Origin of the sequence: Nonomuraea sp. 3N208 (assembly GCF_052245935.1) — a bacterium.
In the GTDB taxonomy this organism is placed as follows: domain Bacteria; phylum Actinomycetota; class Actinomycetes; order Streptosporangiales; family Streptosporangiaceae; genus Nonomuraea.
This window is the reverse complement of record NZ_JBQQBR010000015.1, coordinates 112,596-137,634: the sequence shown is the minus strand read 5'-3', so window position 1 is coordinate 137,634 and position 25,039 is coordinate 112,596. Positions and strand designations below refer to the sequence as shown.

Genomic DNA, 25,039 nt, shown 5'->3' with positions numbered 1-25,039 from the left:
AGCCTGCCACAATCGACGCCGCCGCCTCATCACAATCTAAAATCCTAGAATGTCCGAGTGAATACCGCATACCGCCCAGAAGACCTCAAGGCACGAAATGATGGATTTAAGTGGGCGAAGGCCGGTCCGGGGGTCATTCCCGCCTGGATCGCGGACATGGATCTCCCCACCGCGCCCGAGGTCATCGAGGCACTGCGCCGGCGGGCCGACGCGGACCTCGGCTATCCGGCCTGGCTGGACAAGCCCAACGCCGGGCCGCTGGCCGAGGCGTTCGCCGAGCGTATGGCGGGCCGGTACGGCTGGTCGCCCGACCCGTCGCAGGTACGTTCCTTCAACGATCTCAACCAGGCACTCCAGGTCCTGCTCCAAATCTGGACCAAGCCCGGCGACGGGGTTGCCCTGCACACTCCCGCCTACCACCCCTTCCTCACGACCCTGCAGGTCATGGAGCGTCCCCTGCACGCCATCCAGGCCGAGCCCGACGAGGGCGATTCCTGGCGTTTCGAGGTGCCGGATCTGTCGGGCTGCCGGGTGCTGCTCCTGGTCAACCCGCACAATCCGACCGGCCGGGTGTTCACCCGCGAGGAGCTGACCGAACTGGCCGAGCAGGCCGAACGGCACGATCTGCTCGTGATCGCGGACGAGATCCACGCCGACCTGACCTTCGAGCCGCACCAGCACATCCCGTTCGCCACGATCCTCCCTGAACGCACCGTTACCCTCACGTCCGCGACGAAGGCGTTCAACCTGGGCGGCATCCGCGTCTCGGTCGCCCACCTCGGGCACCCTGGGGTCCGCAAGGCCCTGGAGGCGCAGCCGCCCTTCGTGTACGGCTCCGCCAACCTGTTCGGGGTCGAGGCGACCGTGGCGGCGTGGCGGCACGGGGACGCCTGGTTGGAGGAGGTTCGCGTCCTGCTGGATCGTCACCGGCATACGATCGCCGCCCGCCTGCCCGACACCTTCGGCTATCGGCTCCCCCAGGCGACGTATCTGGCGTGGCTGCATGTGGGGCGGACGGGGATGGCGGAGGTCATCGAACGGGAGGCCAAGGTGCTGCTGACGGACGGGGCAGGCTTCGGGCCCGGTGGGGCGGAGTACGTCCGCCTGAACTTCGCCACCAGCGAGCCCGTCCTCGCCGAGATCCTCAACCGCCTGTCCCGTCTCGGCTGACCCCGGCCCTGGCACACCCCTTCGTGGCGCGTGGCCACCGCCTGGCACGGCGGGGCCGCACACCGTCAGAGCGCGCCGCTGCGGGGCGTCACGGCAGGGGTGGCAGGTCGGGTGCGGTGGCGGGCGGGTCTTCTGCCAGGGCGGCGAGCGCGAGCTCGATCGCCTTGTCCAGCTGCGGATCCCGCCCCGCCGCCCGATCCTGCGGCGTGATCACCACCTCGATGTCCGGATCGACCCCATAGTTCTCCACGCCCCATCCAGGCCCGTCGAGCCAGAACGAGTACCGGGGCTGGGTGACCCGGGTCCCGTCGACCAGGTTGTACCGGGAGTCGATCCCGATCACCCCACCCCACGTCCGCGTCCCCACCAGCGGCCCGATGCCGCGGTTCTTGATCCCCGCGCTCACGATGTCCCCGTCGGAGCCCGCGAACTCGTCAGTGATCGTCACGATCGGGCCCCGCGGCGAGTCCGCCGGATACCTCCTGGGTTCGTACCCGCGGGCCCGCGCCCACCCGGTGACCTTGCGGGACAGCTTCTCCAGAACCAGCTCCGACAGGTGCCCGCCGCCGTTCTCCCGCATGTCCACGATGAGCCCGTCGAAGGCCATCTCGGTACGCAGGTCGCGATGGAACTGCGCCCACCCCGTCCCGACCATGTCCGGCACGTGCAGGTACCCGAGCCGCCCGTCCGACGCCTCCCGCACCAGCGTTCGCCGGCCCTCCACCCAGTCGTGGTAACGCAGCGGCGTCTCGTCCGCGATCGGGCTGACCACGACGCGGCGCGGGTCGCCGCCGGAGGCGGGCCGCACGGTGAGCTCGACAGGCTGGTTCGCGGTGCCGGCCAGGAGCGCGAGCGGCCCGCGTACGGGATCCACCGGGCGTCCGCCCACCGCGATGATCGCGTCGCCCGGACGGACGGCGACGCCGGGGGCGAGCAAGGGCGAGCGGGCGGCGTGGTCGGAGGACTCGCCGGGCAGGATGCGCTCGACGCGCCACACGCCGTCGGCGTCCCTGTCCAGGTCTGCGCCGAGCAGCCCCTGGCGGCGGCGCGGGTCGGAGCCGCCGTTGGGGGCGGCGGCGTAGGCGTGGGAGGTGCCCAGCTCGCCCTGCGCCTCCCAGAGCAGGTCGATCAGCTCCGAGTGGGCGCCGATGCGCTCGACGAACGGCGCGTACCGGTCGAGCACGCCCTGCCAGTCGACGCCGCCCATGTCCGCACGCCAGAAGTGGTCGCGCATGAGCCGGCCGGCCTCGTGGAAGCCCTGCCGCCACTCGGCGACCGGGTCGATCTGGACGGTGATCCGGTCCAGGTCGATGGTGACGACCTCGTCGCCCTCGCTGGCGGCGCGGGTCTGCAGGCCGTTCTTGCCGTTGGTGACGAGCCTGGTGCCGTCGCCGCTGACTTGGAACGAGCGCACCTCCTTGCCCAGCTCGCTCTTGGCCCGCTTCTTCAGGTCGTATCGCTCCAGCACCATCTCGTTCGACGGCTCGTCCCCGTGCTGCCCGGTGAGCGGGTAACGCAGCCAGAGCAAGGCGTCCTTGGCGGTACGGAGGTTGCCGTAGCGTCCGGCGGGCACCGGCACGGGCACCACGCGCGAGGCCAGCCCGTCCGGGTCCACCTCGGTCCGTGGCGGCGAGTCGTCCTGCTTGTCGTCCTTGTTCGCCTTGTCGTCCTCGCCGTTGAAGCCCCGCCCCTGCAGCGAGGGGTCAAACGGCGACGGCGTGGCGGCCTGCAGCGGCACGACGTACGGCCGGCACCCGTAGAGGAAGGACATGTCGAAGACGTGCGAGTCGTACACGGGGTCGAACGTCCGCGCCGACAAGAACGCCAGATACTTGCCGTCCTTGGTGAACACCGGGTCGTAGTCGTCGAACCGCACCGGCGTCACATCGATCACCGACGTGCCGTCCACCCGCCCCATCTTGATCTGCGACAGCGGGCGGTGATGCGGATGCCCCCAGGCCAGCCAGCGCGAGTCGGGCGAGAACGTCAATCCCCTGATGTCCCCCTGCGTGGTGCGGTCGAGCTCCCGGATGTCGCCGGACTCGAGGTCGACGACCAGCAGCCGCCCGTCGTGGGTGGCGACGGCCGCGTGTTTGCCGTCGGGCGCGGCCTCCAGCTCCAGCACCCGGCCGAGCTGCCCGGCGGCCAGCGTGCGTATCTCGCCGCCGGGGGTGCCGATCTCCAGCCCGTCCTCGCCGCTGACGTCCGACACCCAGATGGCGCGCCCGTCGCCGTCGAGGACGCGCGGCAGCCGTACGCGAACGCCCGGCTGGACACGCAGCGCGCCCGCGGGGCCGTCACGGTGCGGTACCCAGTGCGCGGTGCCGCGGATCTCGACCACGCTGGCCCGTCCGGTGGCGTCGGGCGCGTACGAGCCGACCCGCGTGGGCGCCGGCCGCCTGGCCCGCCCCGGCCGCGGCCCGCCGAGCCGGACATCCAGCCGGTGCGGCTCCGCGTCCAGGCTCTCCAGCAACCACAGGTCCCCGGCGTGGCTGTAGATCACCCGCTGTCCGTCACTGGTGGCGTGGCGAGCGTAGAACTCCTCGTGGGAGCTGTGCTTGCGCAGGTCGGAGCCGTCCGGCAAGGCGGAGTAGACGTTCCCGGCCCCGTCGATGTCGGCCAGGAAGACGATCCTGTCCCCCACCCAGCTGACGGACCAGTATTGCGCCGTGCTGTCGGCGAACAACCGGGCGAACTCCCCGCTCCCGTCGGCGTCCACCCAGATCTTGCCCGCGGTCCCGCCCCGGTACCGCTTCCACGACGACGGTTCGCGCCACATCGCCGACACGGTGGCGACCCGCCCGTCGCTGACGGCGACGTCGCTGGCCCATCCGTACGGCAGCCGCGTCGCCGGTCCCCCGTCGAGCGGCACCGCGTGGGCCCAGGTCCTGACGCGGTGGCTCTGCCCCGTCGAGCTGATCGCCAGCACGGCGCCGTCCTCGGTCCAGCCGCGCACCCGGGTCGTGGCGCTGCCCCAGTGGGTCAGCCGCTCCCCCTCGGGACCGTCGATCTCGGCCGCGAACACCTCCGGAGCACCCTCCCGGCCGCCGGTCCACGCGATGTGGCTGCCGTCGGGCGAGAACCGCGGATCCGACACCGGTACCCGGTCGGCGGTGAAGCGCCAGGCTCTTCCGCCCGCCAGGGGAGCCAGCCAAACGTCGTCATCGGCTACGAAGGTGACCAGGTCACCGTACAGATGCGGATATCTCAGGTATGCGCCGTTCGTCACAGCTGAACACTAATGCCCGACATCAAGCCCAGCCCATGAATTCTCCTCCTGGCGGACCCGCCGGGTCATGGAACAGTCAAGTCCGGGGTGTGCCGGAAATGCGAGGGAAGTGATTGATTGCCCGCTTTCGCACCCTGTGAGGAACCATGAGGATCTTCGCTCGCACCCACCAGCTACCGCCGCGCCTGGCCGCCGCCGCCATCGTCCTGAGCTCCGGGCTCGACAAGACGAGCGTGGACGATCAGACCGCCACCGGCCTGCACGGCATGGCTGCGGGCACGTACCCGTTCCTCGGCCGCATGGATCCGGTGAACTTCGCCAGGCTGCTGTCGCGGGCCGAGATCATCCTCGGCACCGTGCTACTGGTGCCGTTCGTGCCGTCACTGCTGGCCGGGGCGGCGTTGACCGGGTTCGCGGGCGGGCTGCTCGGCATGTACCTCAAGACGCCCGGCATGCGCCGCGAGGGCAGCCTGCGTCCGTCCCCGGAGGGCATCAGCCTCTCCAAGGACGTTTGGCTTCTGGGCATCGGCCTGGGACTGATGCTCGAGGAGCTCGGCGATCGATGATCTCTGGTGCGCCGTCACTAATTCGGACAAACCCGGGTAGCCCGGACGCATGGTACAAATCGGCTACACCCTGATGTCCGAACAGACGCCGGCCCGCGAGCTCGTCGACTACGCCGCGACAGCGGAGCGGATCGGCTTCGACTATGCGGTCATCTCGGACCACTACTTCCCGTGGCTCGAGGAGATGGGGCATTCGCCCTACTGCTGGTCGGTGCTCGGCGCGGCGGCGCAGGTCACCGAGCGGCTGCCGCTCATGACGTACGTGACCTGTCCCATCATGCGGTACCACCCGGCCGTGGTGGCGCAGAAGGCCGCCACGATGGGCGTGCTGAGCCAGGGCAGGTTCACGCTGGGCCTCGGCGCGGGCGAGAACCTGAACGAGCACGTCATCGGCGAGGGGTGGCCGCCCGTGGACACCCGGCACCGGATGTTCGCCGAGGCCATCCAGATCATCAAGGAGCTGTTCGGCGGCGGCTACGTCACGTACCAAGGCGAATTCTTTGATGTGGACTCGGCCAAGCTGTACGACCTGCCGGAGGAGCGCGTGCCGATCGGCATCGCCGCCTCGGGCGGCCAGTCGGCGGAGATCGCCGCCGAGTACGGCGACGTGCTGGTCGTCAACGAGCCGATGCCCGACGTCGTCCGGCAGTTCAACGCCGCGGGCGGCGCGGGCAAGCCGGTCTACGGCCAGCTCTCGCTCGCCTACGACACCGACCCCGAGGCCGGCAGACAGCGGGCCCACCACCTGTGGCGCTGGGCGGCAGCCGGCGGCTGGAAGGTCATGGCCGAGCTGCCCGGGCCGGTGAACTTCGCCGCCGCGGCCGGCACGGTACGCCCCGAGGACGTGGCCCAGAGCGTGCCGTGCGGCAACGACGTGGATGCGGTCGTGCAGGGGGTCCAGAAGTTCGCCGACGCGGGCTACACGCACGTGGCGCTGGTCCAGATCGGCCACGACCAGCAGCAGCCCTTCTTCGACTGGGCGGAGAAGGAACTGCTCCCGGCCCTGCGCGCCCTCTGACGCCGGGCGCTAGGGGACGATGTTGACCAGCTTGGGCGCCCGGACGATCACCTTGCGGGGCATGCCCGCCAGGTAAGCGGACACCTTCTCCGAGGCCAGGGCCAGCTCCCGCAGCTCGTCCTCGGAGATGTCGGGCGACACCTCCAGCCGGTCGCGTACCTTGCCTGCCACCTGCACCACGCAGGTGACCGACTCCCGCACCAGCAGCGCGGGGTCGGCGCTCGGCCACCCGCCGAAGGCGACGGAGCCGGTGCGGCCCAGCCGCTCCCAGCCCTCCTCGGCGGTGTACGGGGCCACCAGCGACAACGTGATCGCCAGCGTCTCCGCGGCCTCGCGGACGGCGGGGTCGGCGGGACCGGGGCCCGAGTCGATGGCCCGGCGCGCGGCCGAGGTCAGCTCCATCATCCGCGCCACTGCCACGTTGAACTTGTGGGAATCGATCTGCCTGGTGACCTCGTCGATCGTGCGATGGGTGACCTTGCGCAGCGCCGCGTCGCCGCCCTCGACCGGCGCGCCCGGCTCGCTGGTCACCTCCGACATCACCCGCAGCGCCCGGGCCAGGAACTTCTGCGAGGCCAGCGGCGAGACGTCCGCCCAGTCGATGTCGTCCTCGGGCGGCCCGGCGAAGATCATGGTCAGGCGCACGGCGTCGACGCCGAAGTCGTCGATCTGCTGGCCCAGGTCCACGCCGTTGCCCAGGGACTTCGACATGGCCTTGCCACCGTTGATCACCTGCCCCTGGTTCAGCATGCGCTTGAACGGCTCGGTGAAGTCCACCATGCCCATGTCGTGCAGGACCTTGGTGAAGAAGCGCGAGTACAGCAGGTGCAGCACCGCGTGCTCGATGCCGCCGACGTATTGGTCGATCGGGCCCCACTTGCGCACCTGCTCGACGTCGAACGGGCCGTCGGTGTAGCCCGGCGAGCAGTAGCGCAGGAAATACCAGGACGAGTCGACGAACGTGTCCATCGTGTCGGTGTCGCGCTGGGCGCGTCCGCCGCACTTGGGGCACTCGACGTTGACCCAGTCGGCCGCACTGGCCAGCGGGGACACGCCCTTGGGCGCCAGCGCCTCGCCCCGCAGGTCGGGCAGCGTGACGGGCAGCTGCTCGTCGGGGACGGGGACCTCACCGCAGTCGGGGCAGTGAATGATCGGGATCGGCGTGCCCCAGTAACGCTGCCGGGACAGTAGCCAGTCACGCAGCCGGAAGTTGACCGCGCCCGTGCCCTTGCCCTCGGACTCCAGGACCTCGATGATCTTGCGGATGGCCTCGGCCTTGTCCAGGCCGTCCAGCGGGCCGGAGTTGACCAGCGTGCCCTCGCCGGGCGTGGCCTCGCCGGTATCGCCCGGGTCGGCCAGGCCGGTGTGCACGACGACCTTCACCGGCAGGTCGAACTTCAGCGCGAAGTCCAGGTCGCGCTGGTCGTGGGCGGGCACCGCCATGATGGCGCCGTGGCCATAGTCCGACAGCACGTAGTCGGCCGCCCAGACCGGGATGCGCTCGCCGTTGACCGGGTTGATCGCGTAGCGGCCCAGGAAGACGCCGGTCTTCTCCTTGTCGCTGGCCAGCCGCTCGATGTCGCTCAGCCGGGCGACCTCGGCCCGGTAGGCCTCGAACGCTTCCCGCCACTCGTCGGTGACGATCTCGTCGGCCAGCGCGGCGTCCGCGGCGACCACGAAGAACGTGGCCCCGAACAGCGTGTCGGGCCGCGTCGTGTAGACGTGGACCGGCTCCTCGCGGCCCTCGATCGTGAACAGCACGTCGGCGCCCTCGGAGCGGCCGATCCAGTTGCGCTGCATGGTCAGCAGCCGCTCCGGCCAGTCGGTCAGCTGGTCCATGTCGTCCAGCAGCCGCTGCGCGTAGTCAGTGATCTTGAAGTACCACTGCGTCAGCTCGCGGCGGATGACGTCGGCGCCGCAGCGCTCGCACTTGCCGGCCACGACCTGCTCGTTGGCCAGCACCGTCTGGTCGTTGGGGCACCAGTTGACCAGGCCGCCCTTGCGGTAGGCCAGGCCGCGCTCGAAGAAGCGGTTGAACAGCCACTGGTTCCAGCGGTAATAGTCGGGGTCGCTGGTGTGCAGGCGGCGCGACCAGTCGAAGGAGATCCCGTAGCGCTTGAACGAGTGCGCCTGCGTCTCGATGTTGGCGTAGGTCCACTCGGCCGGGTGGGCGTTGCGCTTGATCGCGGCGTTCTCCGCGGGCAGGCCGAAGGAGTCCCAGCCGATCGGGTGCAGGACGTTGTAGCCCTGCTGCATCCAGTAGCGCGCGACGACGTCGCCGATGGCGAACACCTCGCCGTGGCCCATGTGGAGGTCGCCCGACGGGTAGGGGAACATGTCGAGCATGTAGCGCCGCTCGCGGGGGTCGGCGGGGTCTTCGCTCGCCCGGTAGGGCTCCTGCTCCTCCCAGCGCTGCAGCCACTTGGCCTGCAGCGCCTGCGGGTCGTACTCACTCACGGCTACTGTCCTTCTGGCTTGATTCGGACCCACAAGAAAACCCCCCGTGCACAGGACGAGGGGTAGCCGCGACGGCGATATCTCAGGGCCGTCGCGGCCCGCTAAGAAGCAGGGTCGCGGAACGCACGTGTCAAGCCTAGCGCACCTCTTCGGATGAATGCAGGTTCTCGATCGAGGTGCGCATGCACAATGGACCCTTCAGGTCCAGCGAGACCTGATGGTGATGTATCCGTTGTGACCTCATTCGTCCCTCAAGAATACCCTTGCCACCATGGTGTACCGAGCTGAGCCTGATCGACCGGAGGACGGCCTGCCCATGCAGGATCCGCCCACCGATCCTCATGGCTTCGCTCGTTTCGCTGCGGAACCACCGGCATCTCCTGGAAAATCCCATGAGATCATGCCTGGTACGTCAAATCCGGATATAAGGGTTGATCCGGACACAACTTCGGGAGGGCCGGCAGCAATGGCAACGGATAATTCCGGACCTCACCTGCCCTCATCCTGGCCCGAGTCGCCGCCCTCCCCGTGGCCCGGCTCCGATGCGCCCGATGCCCCTTCCTCCAGGTCTGGCTCACCTGCGGCCGAGGTCCCCATGTCGTGGCCGGAGGCTTCGATGCCGGGCGGGCGCCAGGACCCCGCCTGGCCGGAACCACCCCGCCAGGACGCAGGCTGGCCTGAACCGCCGCGCTCCGAGCACCGTCACGACCCCGCCCGGCCCGGCGCCGCCCGCCAGGAGACCGGCCCCTCCTGGCCGGAACCGCCCCGCCAGGACGCAGGCTGGCCCGAGCCGCCGCGTAAGGACGCGGGCTGGCCCGAGACGCCGCACCAGGACGTGCCGATGTCATGGCCCGACGCCTCCCCTCAGGCCGGTGCCCATTCCCTGCCGAACGCCGCGCCACAGGCAGGTACCCACTCCCTGCCGAACGCCGCGCCACAGGCAGGTGCCCACTCCCTGCCGAACGCCGCGCCACAGGGCGGACCTGCTCCCTGGCCGGAGGCCGCACCGCAGGACGTGCCCATGTCGTGGCCCGACGCTGGGCCGCAGGCTGCGCCGCCTGTGCCGGATCCGGTGCCCGCGTGGGAGCAACCTCCGACCCCGGTCCCCGGCGCCTGGTCCAACCTGTCCACCCCGGCCCCTTGGCCGCAGGGCGAGCGCGGCCTGAGATCTGAGGCGCTGGAGCAGCGCGCGGCGGCGTACGACCAGGCCGCCCCGGCCGGACCCCTGTCGCACGACGCGTTGTCCGCCCCCCACGGCCCACCGCCTCAGCCCCACCCCGCCGAGGACCGTACGGTCACGTACGCCCAACACTCCGAGAACCTGCTCAACGATCGCGCGGTCCCCTCCACCCCCATGGATTCCCCTCCTCCAGTCACGCCCCCCACCCAGGACGACAACCAGCCGCAGGGCCCCCGTCCCGGCTCGAACCTGAGCCGCGACCCCTCCGACCCCGAGCAGCGGTTCGTGACCGCGGGCCAGATCAGCGGCTCGCGCACCCCGCCGCCCGAGCGCCAGCAGGAGCTCTGGAACACCGTCTTCGGAGACAACTACCAGGCCATGGGCGACCAGGACGTCCTGGACGACGAGGGCGAGGGCAAGCCCGTCTGGATCTACGCGCTCGGCGGATCCGTGGCGGTCGCGCTGGTCATCGCGTTGTTGTGGGCATTCCTCGCGGGACCGCTGGCCGGCGAGGACCCCACGACCTCCAACATCGCCACCGGCCAGCCGTCGGCCTCACAGAAGGCGAGCCCCACCAAGCCTTCGACGATCGGCAAGCTGCCGGCCTACTCCGGCAAGGCCTCCCCCGTCCTCGGCATGGTGCCGGACGCCGCCGCGGGGATCTCCGTCCCGCGCCTCGGCGGCAAGTGGCAGCTCGACGAGCGTGCCACGGTCAAGGGCACGTTCGGCTTCGACACCCGCCAGTACGTCCAGGTCGCGCCCGAGCGGTACGCCCAGATCATGTCGGGCCCCCTCATGCCGAAGCTGGCCTCGTACTACGAGCAGGACAACCTGGAGCCGGTCATCAAGCAGGTGGTGCTGACCGCACGCAAGCGCTTCTTCCCGCCGGACAACAAGGTCCGCAAGATCGCCCAGCAGCCGATCAAGGTGGGCGACCAGACCGGACGGCTGATCGCGTACTCGCTGACGTCGCAGACCGAGAAGGCCACGATCGTCACGATGGCGATCAACACCGGCGGCAGCGTCCCAGCGATCGTCTACATGTCGATCCCGTCGGAGAGCAAGCAGCTCCTGCCCGACATCCGCACGGTGATGAACCAGCTCAAGCTCTCCACGGAGGGCTAGCCGCTAGAACGTGCACTCCATGTGCTTGATGCCGTTGATGAACATGGAGTGCAGCCGGTCGGGCTTGCCTGCCTCGATGTGCGGGACCCGGCGCAGCAGTTCGCGGAACATCACCGTGATCTCCCGCCGGGCCAGGTGCGCGCCGAGGCAGAAGTGCGGACCCGGACCGCCGAAGCCGACGTGCGGGTTGGGGTCGCGGGTGATGTCGAAGCGGTACGGGTCCTCGAACACGGACTCGTCCCGGTTCGCCGCCCAGTAGAACAGCACCGCCTTCTCGCCCTTGCGGTAGAGGTTGCCGTTCATCTCGAAGTCCCTGGTGACCTTGCGGCGCATGAAGTTCACCGGTGCCCCCAGGCGGACGATCTCCTCCACGGCCCCGTGGGCCAGTCCGTCGAGGTCCTCCAGCCAGAGGGCGCGCTGGCCGGGGTTCTTGGTGAGCAGGCGCAGGCCGTACGAGATGGCGTTCCTCGTGGTCTCGTTGCCGGCAACCACCAGCAGGATGAAGAACGACCCCAGCTCCTGCATCGTGAGCCGCTCGCCGTCGATGTTGGCGTTGACCAGGGACGACGTCAGGTCGTCCGTGGGGTGATCGGCGCGGTGGGCGGCCAGGTCCTGCACCAATTGCTGCAGTTCCATGCCCGCGTTGAGCAGGCGGGTGGCGATCTCGTTGACGTCTGTGCCGCCGTATTCGGCGTCGAAGCCACCGAGGATCGTGTTCGAGCGGTCGAAGACGAACTGGTAGTCCCGCTCCGGGATGCCCATCATGTCGCAGATGATCTTCAAGGGAAGGCGGGCGGCCACCTCCGTCACGAAGTCACAGCCAGGCCCCTTGTCCAGGAGGTCGTCCACGATGGCGGCCGCCGCGGCCTCCACGTCCGACTCGAACTGCTTGATCATCTTGGGGGTGAACGCGCGGGAGACGATCCTGCGGAGCCTGGCGTGCCGCGGGTCGTCCATGTTGATCATCGAGCCGAAGTACTCGGCGAACTCCGCGGGCATGTCGGGGATGCCTGTGGCGCCGCCGTCGCCCGAGCAGAAGACCTCCGGGTTGCGGCTGGCCTCGAGGATGTCGGCATGCTTGACCAGCGCGTAGTAGCCCGGCCCTTTGGGGGCGAACCCGATGTCCATCTCCTCGAAGAACGCGGGGGTCGGGAGGGCGCGCAGGCGGTCGAACGCCTCCTCGCGCTGGTCCATGGGCCTGGCCCAGAAGTCACGGTCCGACAGGTCGAAGTCGAGGACGCTCATAAGACCATCATTCGGAAAAGCGGCCACTTACGTCAATGGTTATGACGTACGCCGTACGTAGAGGAGGGAAAACGTGTGGCGGCCGGTGGTCGCCCGGCCCTACCGTGCTCCCATGACCTTCTTCTACCTGCGTTAGCGACCCGCCGGCGGGTCGTGGACAACCCACCGCCGGCGATGCGGGACGGCTGAGCGACCGCCGTCCCGGGTCGCGACGTGGGAGAAGGACACGTGCATACTTTTGCCGTGGCCAGGGCGGTGCACGGCATCGAGCCCCTGGTGGCCACGGAGATTCGGCGTTCCCGGCTGGGCGTGGTGCGCGGGCTGCGGCATCGCGAGGTGTGGTTCGAGGCGACGGACGAGGCCGACCTACTGAGCTTGCGTACGGCCGACGACGTGCTGCTGGCCGGCGCCGTGGTGGACGGGATCGGCCCCGGCCGCTCCGCGCTCGCCCGGCTGGCCGAGGCGGCGCGGGCCGTGGACGCGGTCCGGCTGGCGCGCCTGGGTGGTGGGGTGCGCGGCTCGCGTGGCGGGCTGGAGGTGTCGGCGTCGTTCGTCGGGCGGCGCAATTACACGAGGTTCGAGATCGAGGACGCGGTCGGGGCGGAGCTGGCGCGGTCGCTGCGGGTGCCGTACCACTCCAGGAGTGAGGGAGGACGGCCGCCGCAGGAGGCGATGGCGTGGCGGGTCACGATCGAGGGTGAGCAGGCGGTGATCGCTTCGCGGCTGGCCGGCCGGCCGCTGCACCGCAGGCCGTACAAGACGGCGTCGATCCGGGGCACGCTGCATCCGCCGGTGGCGGCCGCCATGGCGAAGCTGGCGCGGCTGGACGGCGCGGGCACGGTGCTCGACCCGTGCTGCGGCGCGGGAACCACGCTGATCGAGGCTCACGCGCTCGCGCCGCACCTGCGGCTGCTGGGCTTCGATCACGACCCGGCCGCGCTCTCGGCCGCCGCCGCCAACGCCCGCGCCGCCCTGGCCGGCGGCCCTTCGGCCGGAGACGGTGGGTCGCCGTTCGGGTGGGGCGTGGCGGATGGCGGGGGGATCCCGGTGCCCGACGGCGGCGCCGAGCGGGTGCTGGTGAACCCGCCCTGGGGACGTCAGGTGCCGCCGAGGGGAATGCTCGCCGGGGACCTCGGCCTGCTGTGGCGGGAGGTACGGCGGGTCCTGGCCGCCGACGGGCTGGCCGTGGCGCTGGTCCACGACGACATCCCACCCGGGTTCGCCCTGGAGGAGGCGGTCCGGGTGAGCCTGTCCGGCCGGCACCCGGTGATCGCGGTGCTGCGGAAGGGGCGTGGCTGAGCCTCAGGAGGCGGGGCCGAGCCAGTCCAGGATCAGGCGGTTGACCTCCGCCGGTCGTTCCAGGTGGAGGAAGTGCCCCGCGCCCGCCACCAGCTCGGTCCGCGAGCCGGCCGGAAGGTGGCCCAGCGCGTCCTTGACGAGGTCGGCGCCCAGGCAACCGTCCTGGGCGCCGTGCAGATACATGACCGGCCCGGTCACGCCCGGCTCGACGGCGGGGTAGCGGCCGGAGCGCGGCGTGGTGCCGAGCATGGCCCGGTAATAGCCGAGTGCCGCGCTCAGGTTGGCGGGCGCGCCGATGCTGCGCCGCACGAACTCCAGGTCCTCGCTCGCGTCGTACCCGGGCGACCAGTCCCGCCACAGGTTCTCGATGAAGCCGGGGCCGGCGGCGGCCGCCTCCCCGAGGGCGGTCTGGAAGAGGAAGACGTAGAACGAGCGCTTGAGCTGCTCGAAATCGAGGAACGTCCCGGCGAGCGCCGCGGGTGGCGGCACCGCGAGCGTGACGGCGCGGCGGAAGCGGCCGGCGAGGTGGTAGACGGGGAAGGCGCCCCAGTCGTGCCCGACGATCACCGCGTCGGCGTCGCCGCCGAGCTCCTCGTGCAGGGCGCGGACGTCGGCGACCAGCGCGGCGTCCTCGTACGCGCCGTCGGCCGGGACTTCGGTCGGCGCGTAGCCGCGGGTGAACGGCGCGACGGCGCGGTAGCCGCGCTCGGCCAGCGCCGGCATGAGGTGGCGCCAGGTGTGCGCGCTGTCGGGGAAGCCGTGCAGGCACAGCGCGAGCGGCCCTTCACCGACGGTCAGATACGCGAACTCCACCCCATTGGCGTGGATAGTCCTGATCTCCATGACTGCGAAACCTAGCATTCGGCCCGTCCCGGGAGTACCACCAATCGGCCGACAGGTACAGCAGGCGCCGGCTGCTGGTGATCGGCGTGTCGATCTTCACGGCGGCCTCACCAGCCTGCGCGTTCGCCCCGACGGCGCCCTGCTCGATGCCCCGGCCTTCGGCTTCAGGCCGGGGAGGAATCGGACTCCCGCGCAGCATGACAGGGATAACCGAATCGCCATCAAGGCGATCCGGCGTCTGACCACAGCGAACGCTCAAAATTGTCGTACCTCCCCGATAGATTTGCACGATCATGGCGGCGGGAGCGAATCCGGGCCAGGGTGCCGGGCACGCCCGGTACACCTACCGGCTTCGCGTGTCGTCGGCCGCCCACGCCGCCCTGCTGGGCGAGTGGGACCGCTGCCGCTGGGTGTGGAACCAGTGCGTCGCCACATCCAAGGCCGCGTACCTGCACAACAAGACCCACCCAGAAGACCAGCAGACCTGCGGTGCGGCCCAGCTCGACAAGATGCTGACCGGCTGGCGCGGGGAGCACGCATGGCTTGCGGCGGGGGCGTCGGTGCCGCAGCAGCAGATCATCCGTGACTTCGCCAAGTCCCGCGCCAAGGCACTCAAGGACATCACGGAGCGGCTGCCCGTCCGGCAGCGCGCCGGGATGCCCCGCTTCAAGAAGAGGCACCTGGCCGCGCCGAGCCTGAATTACACGCGGCGCGGCTTCCGCCTCAAGGACAGGCGCCTGCACCTGGCCGGGAATATCATCGTGACCTTGGTGTGGTCCCGCGACCTGCCCGCCGACCCGTCCAGCGTGCGCGTTTACCGGGACGGCCTCGGCCACTGGTATTGCTCGTTCGTCGTCCCCGCCCAGGCCGAACCGCTGCCCGCCACCGGGCAGGCGATCGGCATCGACTGGGGCGTGAAAGAGGTCGCCACCACCACCAGCGACGACCATGACCTGCCGCACGCCGAGTACGGCAAGAAGGCTCAGGCGAAGCTGGGCCGCTACGACCGGATGATGGCCCGCCGCCGCAGACCCGCCCGAGGACAGCCGGGCTCGAAGGGCTACCACACGGCGAAGAAGCTGCGCGCCAAGCAGCACAAGAAGATCGCCCGCCAGCGCCAGGACACCGGCCGCAAGTGGGCCAAGAAGATCGTCCGCGACCACGACGTGATCGCGGTCGAGGACTTCCGCCCGAAGTTCCTGGCCAAGTCCAACTTGGCACGTAAGGCCGCCGACGCGGCCATCGGCGCGACCAAGCGTGCCCTGGTCGAGATGGCCCGCAAGCACGGCCGTGATCTGCGGCTCGTCAATCCCGCGCACACCACCCTGGACTGCGCACAGTGCGGAGCGAGAACCAAGCACGCACTACCTCTTTCCGAACGTACCTACACCTGCGCCGCGTGCGGAGCCGTCTGAGAGACAAGAACTCCGCCCGTGTGATGCTGGTCCGGGCCGCCCCGTAGACGCCGATCATGTTCGGGCTGTTCCTCGGCGGCCTGGGCCACGGGGCGGGAACGTCGTGGTCAACCAGGTCGGGCTGACCGCGCCGATGGACCAGGTGGGGACGGCGGCCGGGGTGGCCGGTCCACGGTCGGCGGAGACGACGGATCCGGCCGATCACTGACCGTCAGAACGTGTAGCGCAGGTGCTTGACACCGTTGATGAAGTTGGACAGCAGGAAGTCGGGCTCCCCCACGGACCGGATGCCGGGCAGGCGGGTGAACAACTCTCGGAACATCACGGTCATCTCCCTGCGGGCCAGGTGGGCGCCCAGGCAGTAGTGCGGCCCCGGCCCGCCGAAGCCGACGTGCGGGTTGGGGTCGCGGGTGATGTCGAACGCGTCCGGATCGGTGAAGACGGACTCGTCGCGGTTGGCCGAGTTGTAGAAGAGCAACACCTTGTCGCCCTTCTTGTAGGCGGTGCCGTTCATCTCATGGTCCTGCGTGAGTGTGCGCCGGAACTGGATCACCGGCGTCGCGTACCTGACGATCTCGTCGCAGGCCTTGACGACGCGCCCGTCGAAGTCGGCCAGCAGCAGCTCCCGCTGCTCGGGGTGGTCGGTGAAGAGCTTGAGCCCGTACGCGATCGCGTTGCGGGTGGTCTCGCTGCCCGCCACCACCAGCAGGATGAAGAACGACCCCAGCTCCTGCGAGGTGAGCCGTTCTTCGCCGTTGACCAGCAGGCTCACCAGGTCGCCCGTGGGCCGTTTGCGCCGCTCGTCGCCCAGCCTGGCGGCCAGCCGGTTGAGCGAGAAGCCGGCGTGCAGCAGCTTGACCAGGCCGCGGGCGACGTTGACGCGGCTGAAGTCCGGGTCCAGGCCGGTGTACTCGGGGTCGGCGTTGCCGAGGATGACGTTGGTCCGCCGCAACACCATGTCGTGATATTTCGCGGGGATCCCCATCATGTCGCAGATGACCCTGACGGGGAGCCGGGCCGCCACCTGCTCCACGAAGTCGCCCGGCCCTTCCTCGATCGCCTGGTCCACGATCTCCGTGGCGGCCCTGGCCAGGTCCTCCTCCATCTTCGACAGGATGCGGGGCGTGAAGGCCCTGGAGACGATCCGCCGCAACCTCGCGTGCCTGGGGTCGTCCATGTTGATCATCGAGCCGAAGTAGACGCTCAGCCAGCGCGGCATGTCGGGGATGCTGTTGGAGCACGGCTCGCTGCTGAACACGGCCGCGTTCCTGCTGGCCTCGGTCACGTCAGCGTGGCGGACGAGGGCGTAGTAGCCGGGCCCGCCGCCGATGAACGGCACGACCTGCTCGGTCACGAACATCGGGTGGTCGAGCGCGCGCAGCTTGCGGAAGGTCTCCATGCGCTCGTCCTGCGGCAACCCCCAGAACGGGATCTGCGCCAGGTCGAGCCCCACCGGCAGCGTGGTCATACCCTCAAAGCCTCGTGCAAGTGGGCACTTACGTCAAGAGTCAGCTGCCCCCACAATGAGATCGGCGCCTTTCTCGCCGATCATGATGGCGGGGGCGTGGGTGTGGCCGCGGTTCAGCGTCGGCATGATCGACACGTCCACGACCCGCAGCCCCTCGATGCCGCGCACCCGCAAGGAGGGGTCCACGACGGATGCGTCGTCGGCACCCATGCGGCAGGTGCCGACCGGGTGGTAGAGGGTCTCGCCGCGCTCGCGTACCCACTGGGCGAGCTCCTCGTCGCTCTCCGGCCCCCAGTACGGGGCCATCGGCCCGCCCACGAACGGCTTCATCGCGGCGGTGGCGAACACCTGCTTGGCCGTCTTCAGCCCCGCGATCAGCCGTTTGACGTCGGCCTCCGCGGCCAGGTAGCCGGGGTCGATCACCACGTCCCTGCCGTTCAGCCCGATCCGGCCGCGGCTCTCCGGCTGCAGCAGCACCACGCCGACGGTGAGACCGTGGCCGGTCGGCGGGGTGAGGCCGTGGTCGATGAACGGAGCGGGAGCGAAGATCAGCTCGATGTCGGGCGCGGGCTCCTCCTCGGAGGTGCGGATGAACGCGACCGCCTCGCCCACGTTCGTGGTCAGCATGCCGGAGCGCAGCACGAGGTAACGCAGCAGGTTGCCGAGCGACTCCGCCTTGGTCAGCGTGACCGGCTGCTTGCACTCGACGTACACGCCGCTCGCGAGGTGGTCCTGCAGGTTCTTGCCGACCTCGGGCAGGTCGTGCACGACCTCGATCCCTGCGTCGCGCAGCTCGCCGGCCGCGCCCACACCGGAGCGCATGAGCAGGTACGGCGAGCCGATCGCCCCAGCCGACAGGATGACCTCAGCCCTTGCCTTGACCTGGGTACCGCCACCGTGCTGGATGCCTATCGCGCGCCGGCCGTCGAACAACACCCGGTCGACGGTCGCCCCGGTGATCACCGTGAGGTTCGGCCGCCCGGCCGCCGGACGCAGGTAGGCGTCGGCGGAGCTCCACCGCCGGCCGCGGTTCTGGGTGACGGGGGTCGGGCTGTAGCCCTCGTTGGAGCGCCCGTTGAGCTCGCCGAGCCGCTCGAAGCCGAGCTCCTCGCACGCCTTGAGGAAGGCCGCGGTGGTGACGTTGGGGCTGGGCAGCTCCGAGATGTACTGCGGGCCGGACGTGCCGTAGACGTTGCCGCCGTTGCTGCCGACGCGATGCTCGGCCTTGGTGAAGTACGGCAGGACGTCGTCGTACGACCAGCCGGGGACCTCCCACTGGTCGTAGTCGCGCTGGCAGCCGCGCACCCACATCTGGGCGTTGAGCGAGGACGAGCCGCCGATGACTCGGCCGCGGGGCCAGTAGAGCTCCCGGCCGGACATCTCGCTCTGCTTGGCCGTCGTGTAGTTCCAGTCGTATTCGGTTTTGAACAGCTTGGCGAAGCCCGCGGGCATGCGGATTTCGAGCTTGTCGTCCTGCCCGCCCGCCTCGACCAGCGCGACCGACACGTTCGGATCCGCCGACAACCGGTTGGCCAGCACGCACCCCGCCGAGCCGGCGCCGACGATCACGTAGTCGTACTCCATGCCCCCTTGCTTACTCCAGGTGGCGAGGCGCGTCCATATGCAGTTGTAACCTCTGTTACCTACCGGTCGGTATGGAGGGGCTGGTTAGATGGCGCCGAAGCCGGCTGAGAGGGAGGAAGGCGTCATGCTCAACCTGTCGATCGTCCTGGAGGACAGCGCCAGGAACAATCCAGACGGCACGGCCATCGTCTTCGGTGACATGCGGCTGCCGTACTCCATGATCGACACTATTGCCAACCAGGTGGCGAACCTGCTGGTGGCGCGCGGGATCCAGAAGGGCGACAAGGTCGCGCTGGCCTGCCCGAACCTGCCATACTTCCCGTTCGTCTACTTCGGCATCCTGAAAGCCGGGGCGACGGTGGTGCCGCTGAACGTGCTGCTCCAGGCGCGCGAGATCGCCTACCATCTCGACGACAGCGACGCCAAGGCGCTGTTCTGCTTCGAGGGCACGCCCGAGCTGCCGCTGGGTGAGCGCGGCAGGAGCGGCTTCGAGGCGGCCGCGGGATGCGAGCACTTCTTCGTCCTGCCCGCGACCCCGCTCGCGACCGAGTCCGCGCACGGCGAGTCGATCTGGGCGGCGCTCGGCGGGATGGCTAGCACTTTCGAGACCGTGCAGACGGCGCCCGACGACACCGCGGTGATCCTCTACACCTCGGGCACGACCGGCCAGCCCAAGGGCGCCGAGCTCAGCCACCAGAACATGCTGATGAACGCCATGGTCAGCGACAAGATGTTCCCGCGCAGCGAGGATGGTCGCGACACGTACCTGGCCGTGCTGCCGCTGTTCCACTCCTTCGGCCAGACCGTCGTCATGAACACCGGCTTCCTGCGCGGCGCCACCGTCGTGCTGATGCCGCGCTTCGACGCAGGCGATGCGCTCGCGATCATGGTCAAGGAGAACGTGACCTTCTTCGCCGGGGTGCCCACCATGTACTGGGGTATGCTCACCAAGATCCACGCCGAGGGAGCGGAGGTGCCCCGGTCGCTGCGCGTGGCGGTCGCGGGCGGCGCGTCGTCGCCGGTGGAGGTGCTCAAGGACTTCGAGACGACCTTCGGCATCGGCATCCTGGAGGGGTACGGGCTGTCGGAGACCTCGCCGGTGGCCAGCTTCAACCAGGCCGGCCGGCCGACCAAGCCGGGCACGGTCGGCACCCCGATCTGGGGCGTGGAGATGAAGCTGATCGACGGCGACTGGAAGACCGTCGAGGGCGAGGGCCCCGGCGAGATCGCCATCCGCGGGCACAACATCATGAAGAGCTACTACGGCCGTCAGGAGGCGACGGCCGAGGTCATGAAGGACGGCTGGTTCCGCACCGGCGACATCGCGACGCGGGACGCGGACGGCTACTACTCCATCGTCGACCGGGCCAAGGACATGATCATCCGCGGCGGGTTCAACGTCTACCCGCGCGAGCTCGAAGAGGTCCTGATGACCCACGAGGCCGTGTCGCTGGCCGCCGTGGTGGGGGTCGCGCACGAGTCCCTCGGCGAGGAGGTCAAGGCGTACGTCATCCGCACGCCGGGCGCCACGATCACCGAGGGCGAGCTGATCGCCTGGGCGAAGGAGAACATGGCGGCTTACAAGTACCCGCGGATCGTCGAGTTCCGCGACAGCCTGCCGATGACGGCCACGGGCAAGATCCTCAAGCGCGAGCTGCGGTAATCCCCCAGGAAGGCGCGGGCACCCGCCCGCGCCTTTCTCGTGGGCCTAGACTGGCGATCATGCTCGTCCTCTTCGACCTGGACAACACGCTGATCAACCGGCTGGACGCGTTCGAGCGGTGGGCCGCCGAGTTCGCCGCGGACCGAGGGCTGGGTGCGACGGCCGCGTCGTGGCTGGTGGAGACGGACGCGGACGGGTCGGTGCCCATGGACGTGTTCTTCGGTCTGGTGCGGGAGCGGTTCGGGCTGGCCGAGCCGGCGGAGGAGCTGTGGCGTTCCTATCGGGCGCGGCTGCCGTACCTGGTGTCGTGCCCCGGTGAGGTCCTCGACGGGCTCGACCGGCTGCGGGCGGCCGGGTGGGCGGCCGGGATCGTGACGAACGGGATGGCCGACAACCAGACGGGCAAGATCCGGCGTACAGGCCTGGCCGAGCGGGTTGACGGGTGGGCCATCTCCGGGGCGGAGGGCGTGCGGAAACCTGACGTGCGGCTGTTCGAGATCGGGGCCAGGCGGTGCGGGAGGTCGCTGGCCGGTGGCGGATGGATGGTCGGGGACGATCCGGAGAAGGACGTCGTGGGCGGGCGGGCCGCGGGGCTGCGGACGATCTGGATCGACCGCGGCGTGGCCGTCGCGGACGGTGCCGACCATGTGGTGACCGATGTCGTCGCCGCCATGGGGCTGTTAATGGGGATGAAGGCCGGCGGCCCGGGCCTATAGCGTGATCGGCATGCGTGATCGGCCGGAGGGACTGGACGAAGGGCTGTTGCGGCCCGCGCTGCGCGCGTGGGGCATCGACGCCGTCGTGCTCGACTACGCACCGGTGGGGTTCGGGGACTATCACTGGGTGGCGGACGGGCGGTGGTTCGTCACCGTGGCGGACGTGCGGCGCCGCTCGTACGACGGGCTCCTGCAGGCCATGGAGACCGCGGCGGACCTGCGCGAGCAGGCGGGGCTTCCCTTCGTCGTCGCACCTCTGCGCACCGGTGACGGCACGACGCTCCGGCGGCTCGACCGCCATCGCTACGCCATGAGCGTGTTCCCGCACGTGGACGGCGTGGGCGGCGACTTCGGCGACGAGCCGTCTCCCGAGGAGCGCGGCCTGGTCATCGATCTGCTGGCTGAGCTGCACCGGACGCCGCCGCCGCTCTCCACCCCTGCCCGGCCGGTGGAGCTGGCGGGGCGGGCCTGGTTGGAGGACGCCCTCAGGGAGACCGACCGGCCGTGGCTGGGCGGCCCGTACGCCGAGCCGGCCCGGGGGCTGATCGCCGACCACGCCGGGACGCTGCGGCGCCGCCTGGACGACCTCGACCGGATGGCCGAGAAGGGCGGCGAGCCCGTCGTCACGCACGGCGAGCCGCACCCCGGCAATCTGCTGCGGAAGGCGGACGGGCGACTGCTGCTCGTGGACTGGGACACGGTCGGGCTGGCGGTTCCTGAGCGCGATCTCTGGCATGTCATCAAGGACTCCGCCGATCTGGCCAGGTACGCCGACGCCACGGGCCGTGCACCGGACCCGGCCGCCCTGGAGCTGTACCAGCTGCGGTGGGCCTTGGACGACGTGGCCGAGTTCGTGGCCTGGTTCCGCTCGCCCCACGGCCGCACCCCGGACGCCGAGGTGAGCTGGGAAGGGCTCACTGGCACCCTCCAAGCACTAGCGCGGTAGAGCCGGGTTCGCCATTCGCCCATGCTCACGGTAATCTTGTGGTCACGCTAAGCAGTCAGGGACCATAAAGGAGATCGCGTGGGCCGGCACGAGAAGCCCCACACCCCCAAGGACACCCCGGACGAGCCCAAAGAGGGCTCCAAAGGCAATGAGCATCAGGCGAGCCGCGGCAAGCACGCCGCCACGCCCAAAGACGGGAAGTAACAGGTAGTCGCGCCGGCTGAAGCGGCGTGGGTCGTCGGGCGGCAAGCCCTTCCTCCGGGCGAAACAAGGCCGAGGGAGGGTGAGAGGGCCGGTGAGCCCTCTCACCCTCGGTGGTTTCTCAGGGCCAGGTGACGGACGGGCGGAAGGGGACGCCGGAGCGGCCCTCCTGGTCCAGTTTCACGCCCAGGACCTGATGGAGCTGGACCTTGTTGCGCTCGAAGCCGACGATGCAGCCGGCCATGTACAGGGCCCACACGCGAGCCGTGCCCATGCCGACTTCCTGGACCGCGTTCTCCCAGTTGACGTCCAGGTTGTCGCACCAGTACTGCAGGGTCTTCGCGTAATGCTCCCGGAGGTTCTCCTCGTGGCGGATCTCGAAGCCCAGGTCCTCCATCTGCCTGATCAGGTAGCCCACCGACTCCAACTCGCCGTCGGGGAAGACGTACTTGTTGATGAAGCCGCCCTTGTTGAACGTCTTCTCCTTGCCGGTCGGCCTGGTGATGCAGTGGTTCAGGAGGCGGCCACCGGGCTTCAGCTTGCCGTACAGGAAGGAGAAGTACGACAGGAGGTTGGCCTTGCCGATGTGCTCGGTGAGGCCGATGGAGCTGACCGCGTCGAAACCGGTCTCCACCACGTCCCGATAATCCATGTGGCGGACTTCGGCCAGGTCCTGCAGGCCGGCGTCGGCGATGGCCTGCTGGGCCCACTCCGCCTGCTGCTTGCTCAGGGTCACGCCCAGCACCTTGACGCCGTAGTGCTTGGCGGCGTGCATGACCATGCCGCCCCAGCCGCAGCCGACGTCCAGCAGGCGCATGCCGGGCTCGAGGCCCAGCTTGCGGGCCACCAGGTCGAACTTGGTGTACTGGGCCTCCTCCAGCGTCGCGGTCTCCTCGGGGAAGACGGCGCAGGTGTAGGCCATCGACGGGCCCAGGACCCACTCGTAGAAGCGGTTGGAGACGTCGTAGTGGTGGTGGATGGCTTCGGCGTCGCGTTGTTTGGCGTGCCGGGAGCCGAGCTTGGCCAGCGTGCTCTGCCGCATCTCCTGCGGCGGCGGCGGCACCCGCATGAGGAGCGGCTTGACGCCCAGCGAGCGGACCGCGGCCAGCTTCTCGGAAGCTGTCAGGTCATTGGTAGTGATGCTCCACATACGGTCGAGCAATGTGTACATGTCGCCGTGCACGTCGATGTGACCGGCGATGTACGCTCTGGCCAGGCCCAGTTCCCCGGGGGCTTGCGCCAGGTAGGCCACCGCGATGGGGGACTTGACCTCAAGGGTCACGTCGGCCCCGTCAGGCCCTGCCTTGCTGCCGTCATACGCCAGGAACGCGATGTTCGCGTCCGTGCCGACGATCTTCTCAAAGATGGTTGCGAGAGCCATCCACTCACCTTCCCCGCACACACTTGTCGTACAGGTCCAGCAGGCGCCCGTTCGGGTCGTATTCCCGCTTGACCGGCCAGTAGGCGTCGCCGTTGTACAGCTGCCAGAACTGCTCACGGGCATAGAAGGACGTCGAATAGAGCGACTTGTGACCGTCGAGCTCATGTACCGCATGCTCGATCAGCCGGTTGTAGTACCCGTCGAACTGCCCCCGTGGCAGCGGCACCATTCCCCAGAAGCCGAAGTTGACGTACAGCTTGCCGGGCTCGAGCGGATAGATCGGCCAGCGGGAGCCCGCCCGCAGCGGGCACATCCACACCGGCGTCATGCCGACCTTGTCGTGGAAGACCTCAAGGAACTCCGCCCCGCGCTCGACCGGAACCTCCACGTCCTGGATGACCGATTCCTGGACCGGTTGGTTACGCCACCGGTCGATGCGGGCGGTCACGCCGTATTTGCGGTCGAGGGCGACCAGGCGGCGGTAGACGTCGGAGCGCATCCAGCGGCGTGGCATGAGCGAGCGCACCACCGGCTGCTGCACGCCGAAGGCCCGTGAGCACCAGAACCAGTCGGTGTCCCAACGCCACAGATAGTCGCGGATGGACAGCCAGTCGCGGCTGCGGTGCGTGATCGACTGGTAGTAGATGCGCATGCCGGTGTAGTCGGACACGTAGGGTGCGCGGTCGGCGAAGCGGCCGACCGTGAGATACATCTCGCCCGGGCCGAAGAAGACCCCGTCCACGAAGTCGACGCTGTCGCCGTCGTGCACCATGCTGTCGCAGATCTCCTGCATGGCCAGCATGCACTTGGCGGCGTCGGTGAACTTCACATGCGTGAGGTGCACGTACGGCTGGACCTTGCGCAGTTTGATCTTGATGCGCAACGCGTAGCCGAGCGTGCCGTAGGAGTTGGGGAAGGCGCGGAAGAGGTCGCGGTGCTCGTTGTCGTCTCGGGCCACGACGACGCGCCCGTCGCCGGTGAGGATCTCGAGCTCCTCGACCGACTCGTGCGGCAGTCCGTCCTTGAAGCTGGTGGACTCGATGCCGAGCCCGGTCACGGCGCCGCCCAGCGTGATGGTCTTGAGCTGCGGCACCACGTACGGCATGAGCCCGTGCGCCAGCGTGGCGTCGACCAGGTGTTCGTACGTGGTCATGCCCTGGACCTCGGCCGTCATGGTCTCGGGGTCGACGCTGATGACCTCGTCGAGATCCCTGGCCGAGAGTTTGGCCGTCTTCGTGGCGTCGCGGAACCTGAACAGGTTGGACGTCGACTTGGCCAGCCGGGGCGCGGCGCCGCCGGGAATCTCGGCGTACGAGTGCCGGATCTGCTCTACTGCCCGCTGGTGTGTCGACATCGTCGTCGTCACGGCCCCTCCTTCGTCGGGGCCGTGGCGACAAAGTCATGCTGCGTATGATTTGTTCGCTCGCTACGCTCGTTCACGAAAGCACCCCCTTGAGCCGGTAGAGATCGTCCGTAAGAAGGTATCTCTCACAGGAGACCTCGAACAGACCGGGGTCGTTAAAGACACGAAAA

Annotated in this window: 18 protein-coding genes; 10 read left to right on the top strand and 8 right to left on the bottom strand. The window is 69.4% G+C overall.

All coding sequences use genetic code 11. The annotated features are described in order from the left end of the window. Positions 1 to 156 precede the first annotated feature (156 nt). Positions 157 to 1,170: a MalY/PatB family protein gene (locus ACTWPT_RS23695; protein ID WP_443179620.1), complete on the top strand. Its 1,014-nt coding sequence runs from the start codon at positions 157 to 159 to the stop codon at positions 1,168 to 1,170. An 88-nt stretch (positions 1,171 to 1,258) separates the two neighbouring features. On the opposite strand, the gene ACTWPT_RS23690 is transcribed toward ACTWPT_RS23695, so the two are convergent. Beyond that, positions 1,259 to 4,399 (bottom strand): S41 family peptidase, encoded by a 3,141-nt coding sequence (locus ACTWPT_RS23690; protein WP_443179619.1) that lies wholly within the window; start codon positions 4,397 to 4,399, stop codon positions 1,259 to 1,261. Between the two features lie 146 nt (positions 4,400 to 4,545). Here ACTWPT_RS23690 and ACTWPT_RS23685 point away from each other — a divergent pair, with 146 nt between their 5' ends. Both ACTWPT_RS23685 and ACTWPT_RS23680 read left to right on the top strand, forming a co-directional pair. Beyond that, positions 4,546 to 4,965, top strand: a complete 420-nt coding sequence (locus ACTWPT_RS23685; protein WP_443179618.1) for a hypothetical protein — start codon at positions 4,546 to 4,548, stop codon at positions 4,963 to 4,965. Between the two features lie 49 nt (positions 4,966 to 5,014). After that, complete coding sequence (locus ACTWPT_RS23680; RefSeq protein WP_443179617.1) at positions 5,015 to 5,983, top strand: TIGR03557 family F420-dependent LLM class oxidoreductase; 969 nt, start codon at positions 5,015 to 5,017, stop codon at positions 5,981 to 5,983. Between the two features lie 9 nt (positions 5,984 to 5,992). Here ACTWPT_RS23680 and leuS read toward each other — a convergent pair whose 3' ends face one another. Next, positions 5,993 to 8,440, bottom strand: coding sequence for a leucine--tRNA ligase (gene leuS / locus ACTWPT_RS23675; RefSeq protein WP_443179616.1), 2,448 nt, complete (start codon positions 8,438 to 8,440; stop codon positions 5,993 to 5,995). Between the two features lie 616 nt (positions 8,441 to 9,056). Here leuS and ACTWPT_RS23670 point away from each other — a divergent pair. Continuing rightward, a complete protein-coding gene (locus ACTWPT_RS23670) occupies positions 9,057 to 10,745 on the top strand; it encodes a hypothetical protein (protein ID WP_443179615.1) in 1,689 nt (562 codons plus the stop codon). Between the two features lie 3 nt (positions 10,746 to 10,748). Here ACTWPT_RS23670 and ACTWPT_RS23665 read toward each other — a convergent pair whose 3' ends face one another. Beyond that, positions 10,749 to 11,990, bottom strand: a complete 1,242-nt coding sequence (locus ACTWPT_RS23665) for a cytochrome P450 (RefSeq protein ID WP_443179614.1) — start codon at positions 11,988 to 11,990, stop codon at positions 10,749 to 10,751. Between the two features lie 228 nt (positions 11,991 to 12,218). Between ACTWPT_RS23665 and ACTWPT_RS23660 the strand changes: the two genes are divergently transcribed. After that, positions 12,219 to 13,289 carry a methyltransferase domain-containing protein gene (locus tag ACTWPT_RS23660; protein WP_443179613.1) on the top strand — a complete coding sequence of 357 codons (1,071 nt, stop codon included), beginning with the start codon at positions 12,219 to 12,221 and terminating at the stop codon, positions 13,287 to 13,289. Between the two features lie 3 nt (positions 13,290 to 13,292). Here the strand turns inward: ACTWPT_RS23660 and ACTWPT_RS23655 are convergent, their stop codons facing one another. Continuing rightward, entirely contained in the window at positions 13,293 to 14,132 is an 840-nt protein-coding gene (locus tag ACTWPT_RS23655; protein WP_443179612.1) for an alpha/beta fold hydrolase, read from the bottom strand. Between the two features lie 293 nt (positions 14,133 to 14,425). Here ACTWPT_RS23655 and ACTWPT_RS23650 point away from each other — a divergent pair, with 293 nt between their 5' ends. Then, complete coding sequence (locus ACTWPT_RS23650) at positions 14,426 to 15,547, top strand: RNA-guided endonuclease InsQ/TnpB family protein (protein ID WP_443179611.1); 1,122 nt, start codon at positions 14,426 to 14,428, stop codon at positions 15,545 to 15,547. 211 nt (positions 15,548 to 15,758) lie between these two features. Here the strand turns inward: ACTWPT_RS23650 and ACTWPT_RS23645 are convergent, their stop codons facing one another. Together ACTWPT_RS23645 and ACTWPT_RS23640 are read right to left on the bottom strand one after the other, a co-directional pair. Then, entirely contained in the window at positions 15,759 to 17,015 is a 1,257-nt protein-coding gene (locus ACTWPT_RS23645; RefSeq protein WP_443179610.1) for a cytochrome P450, read from the bottom strand. 33 nt (positions 17,016 to 17,048) lie between these two features. Then, the gene (locus ACTWPT_RS23640; protein ID WP_443179609.1) at positions 17,049 to 18,599 is read right to left on the bottom strand and encodes a GMC family oxidoreductase; all 1,551 of its coding nucleotides are present in this window, start codon (positions 18,597 to 18,599) and stop codon (positions 17,049 to 17,051) included. 124 nt (positions 18,600 to 18,723) lie between these two features. On the opposite strand from ACTWPT_RS23640, the gene ACTWPT_RS23635 reads away from it, so the two are divergent. The 4 genes from ACTWPT_RS23635 to ACTWPT_RS23620 all read left to right on the top strand — a co-directional run bounded on the left by ACTWPT_RS23635 (position 18,724) and on the right by ACTWPT_RS23620 (position 22,128). Next, complete coding sequence (locus ACTWPT_RS23635) at positions 18,724 to 20,262, top strand: long-chain-fatty-acid--CoA ligase (RefSeq protein WP_443179725.1); 1,539 nt, start codon at positions 18,724 to 18,726, stop codon at positions 20,260 to 20,262. Between the two features lie 59 nt (positions 20,263 to 20,321). Further along, positions 20,322 to 20,978 carry an HAD family hydrolase gene (locus tag ACTWPT_RS23630; protein WP_443179608.1) on the top strand — a complete coding sequence of 219 codons (657 nt, stop codon included), beginning with the start codon at positions 20,322 to 20,324 and terminating at the stop codon, positions 20,976 to 20,978. A gap of 10 nt (positions 20,979 to 20,988) precedes the next feature. Further along, positions 20,989 to 21,924 (top strand): phosphotransferase, encoded by a 936-nt coding sequence (locus ACTWPT_RS23625; protein WP_443179607.1) that lies wholly within the window; start codon positions 20,989 to 20,991, stop codon positions 21,922 to 21,924. 78 nt (positions 21,925 to 22,002) lie between these two features. Then, positions 22,003 to 22,128 carry a hypothetical protein gene (locus tag ACTWPT_RS23620; RefSeq protein ID WP_443179606.1) on the top strand — a complete coding sequence of 42 codons (126 nt, stop codon included), beginning with the start codon at positions 22,003 to 22,005 and terminating at the stop codon, positions 22,126 to 22,128. A 118-nt stretch (positions 22,129 to 22,246) separates the two neighbouring features. On the opposite strand, the gene ACTWPT_RS23615 is transcribed toward ACTWPT_RS23620, so the two are convergent. Then, complete coding sequence (locus ACTWPT_RS23615) at positions 22,247 to 23,506, bottom strand: class I SAM-dependent methyltransferase (protein WP_443179605.1); 1,260 nt, start codon at positions 23,504 to 23,506, stop codon at positions 22,247 to 22,249. A gap of 4 nt (positions 23,507 to 23,510) precedes the next feature. Continuing rightward, positions 23,511 to 24,860, bottom strand: a complete 1,350-nt coding sequence (locus ACTWPT_RS23610; protein WP_443179724.1) for an FAD-binding oxidoreductase — start codon at positions 24,858 to 24,860, stop codon at positions 23,511 to 23,513. Positions 24,861 to 25,039: the final 179 nt, after the last annotated feature.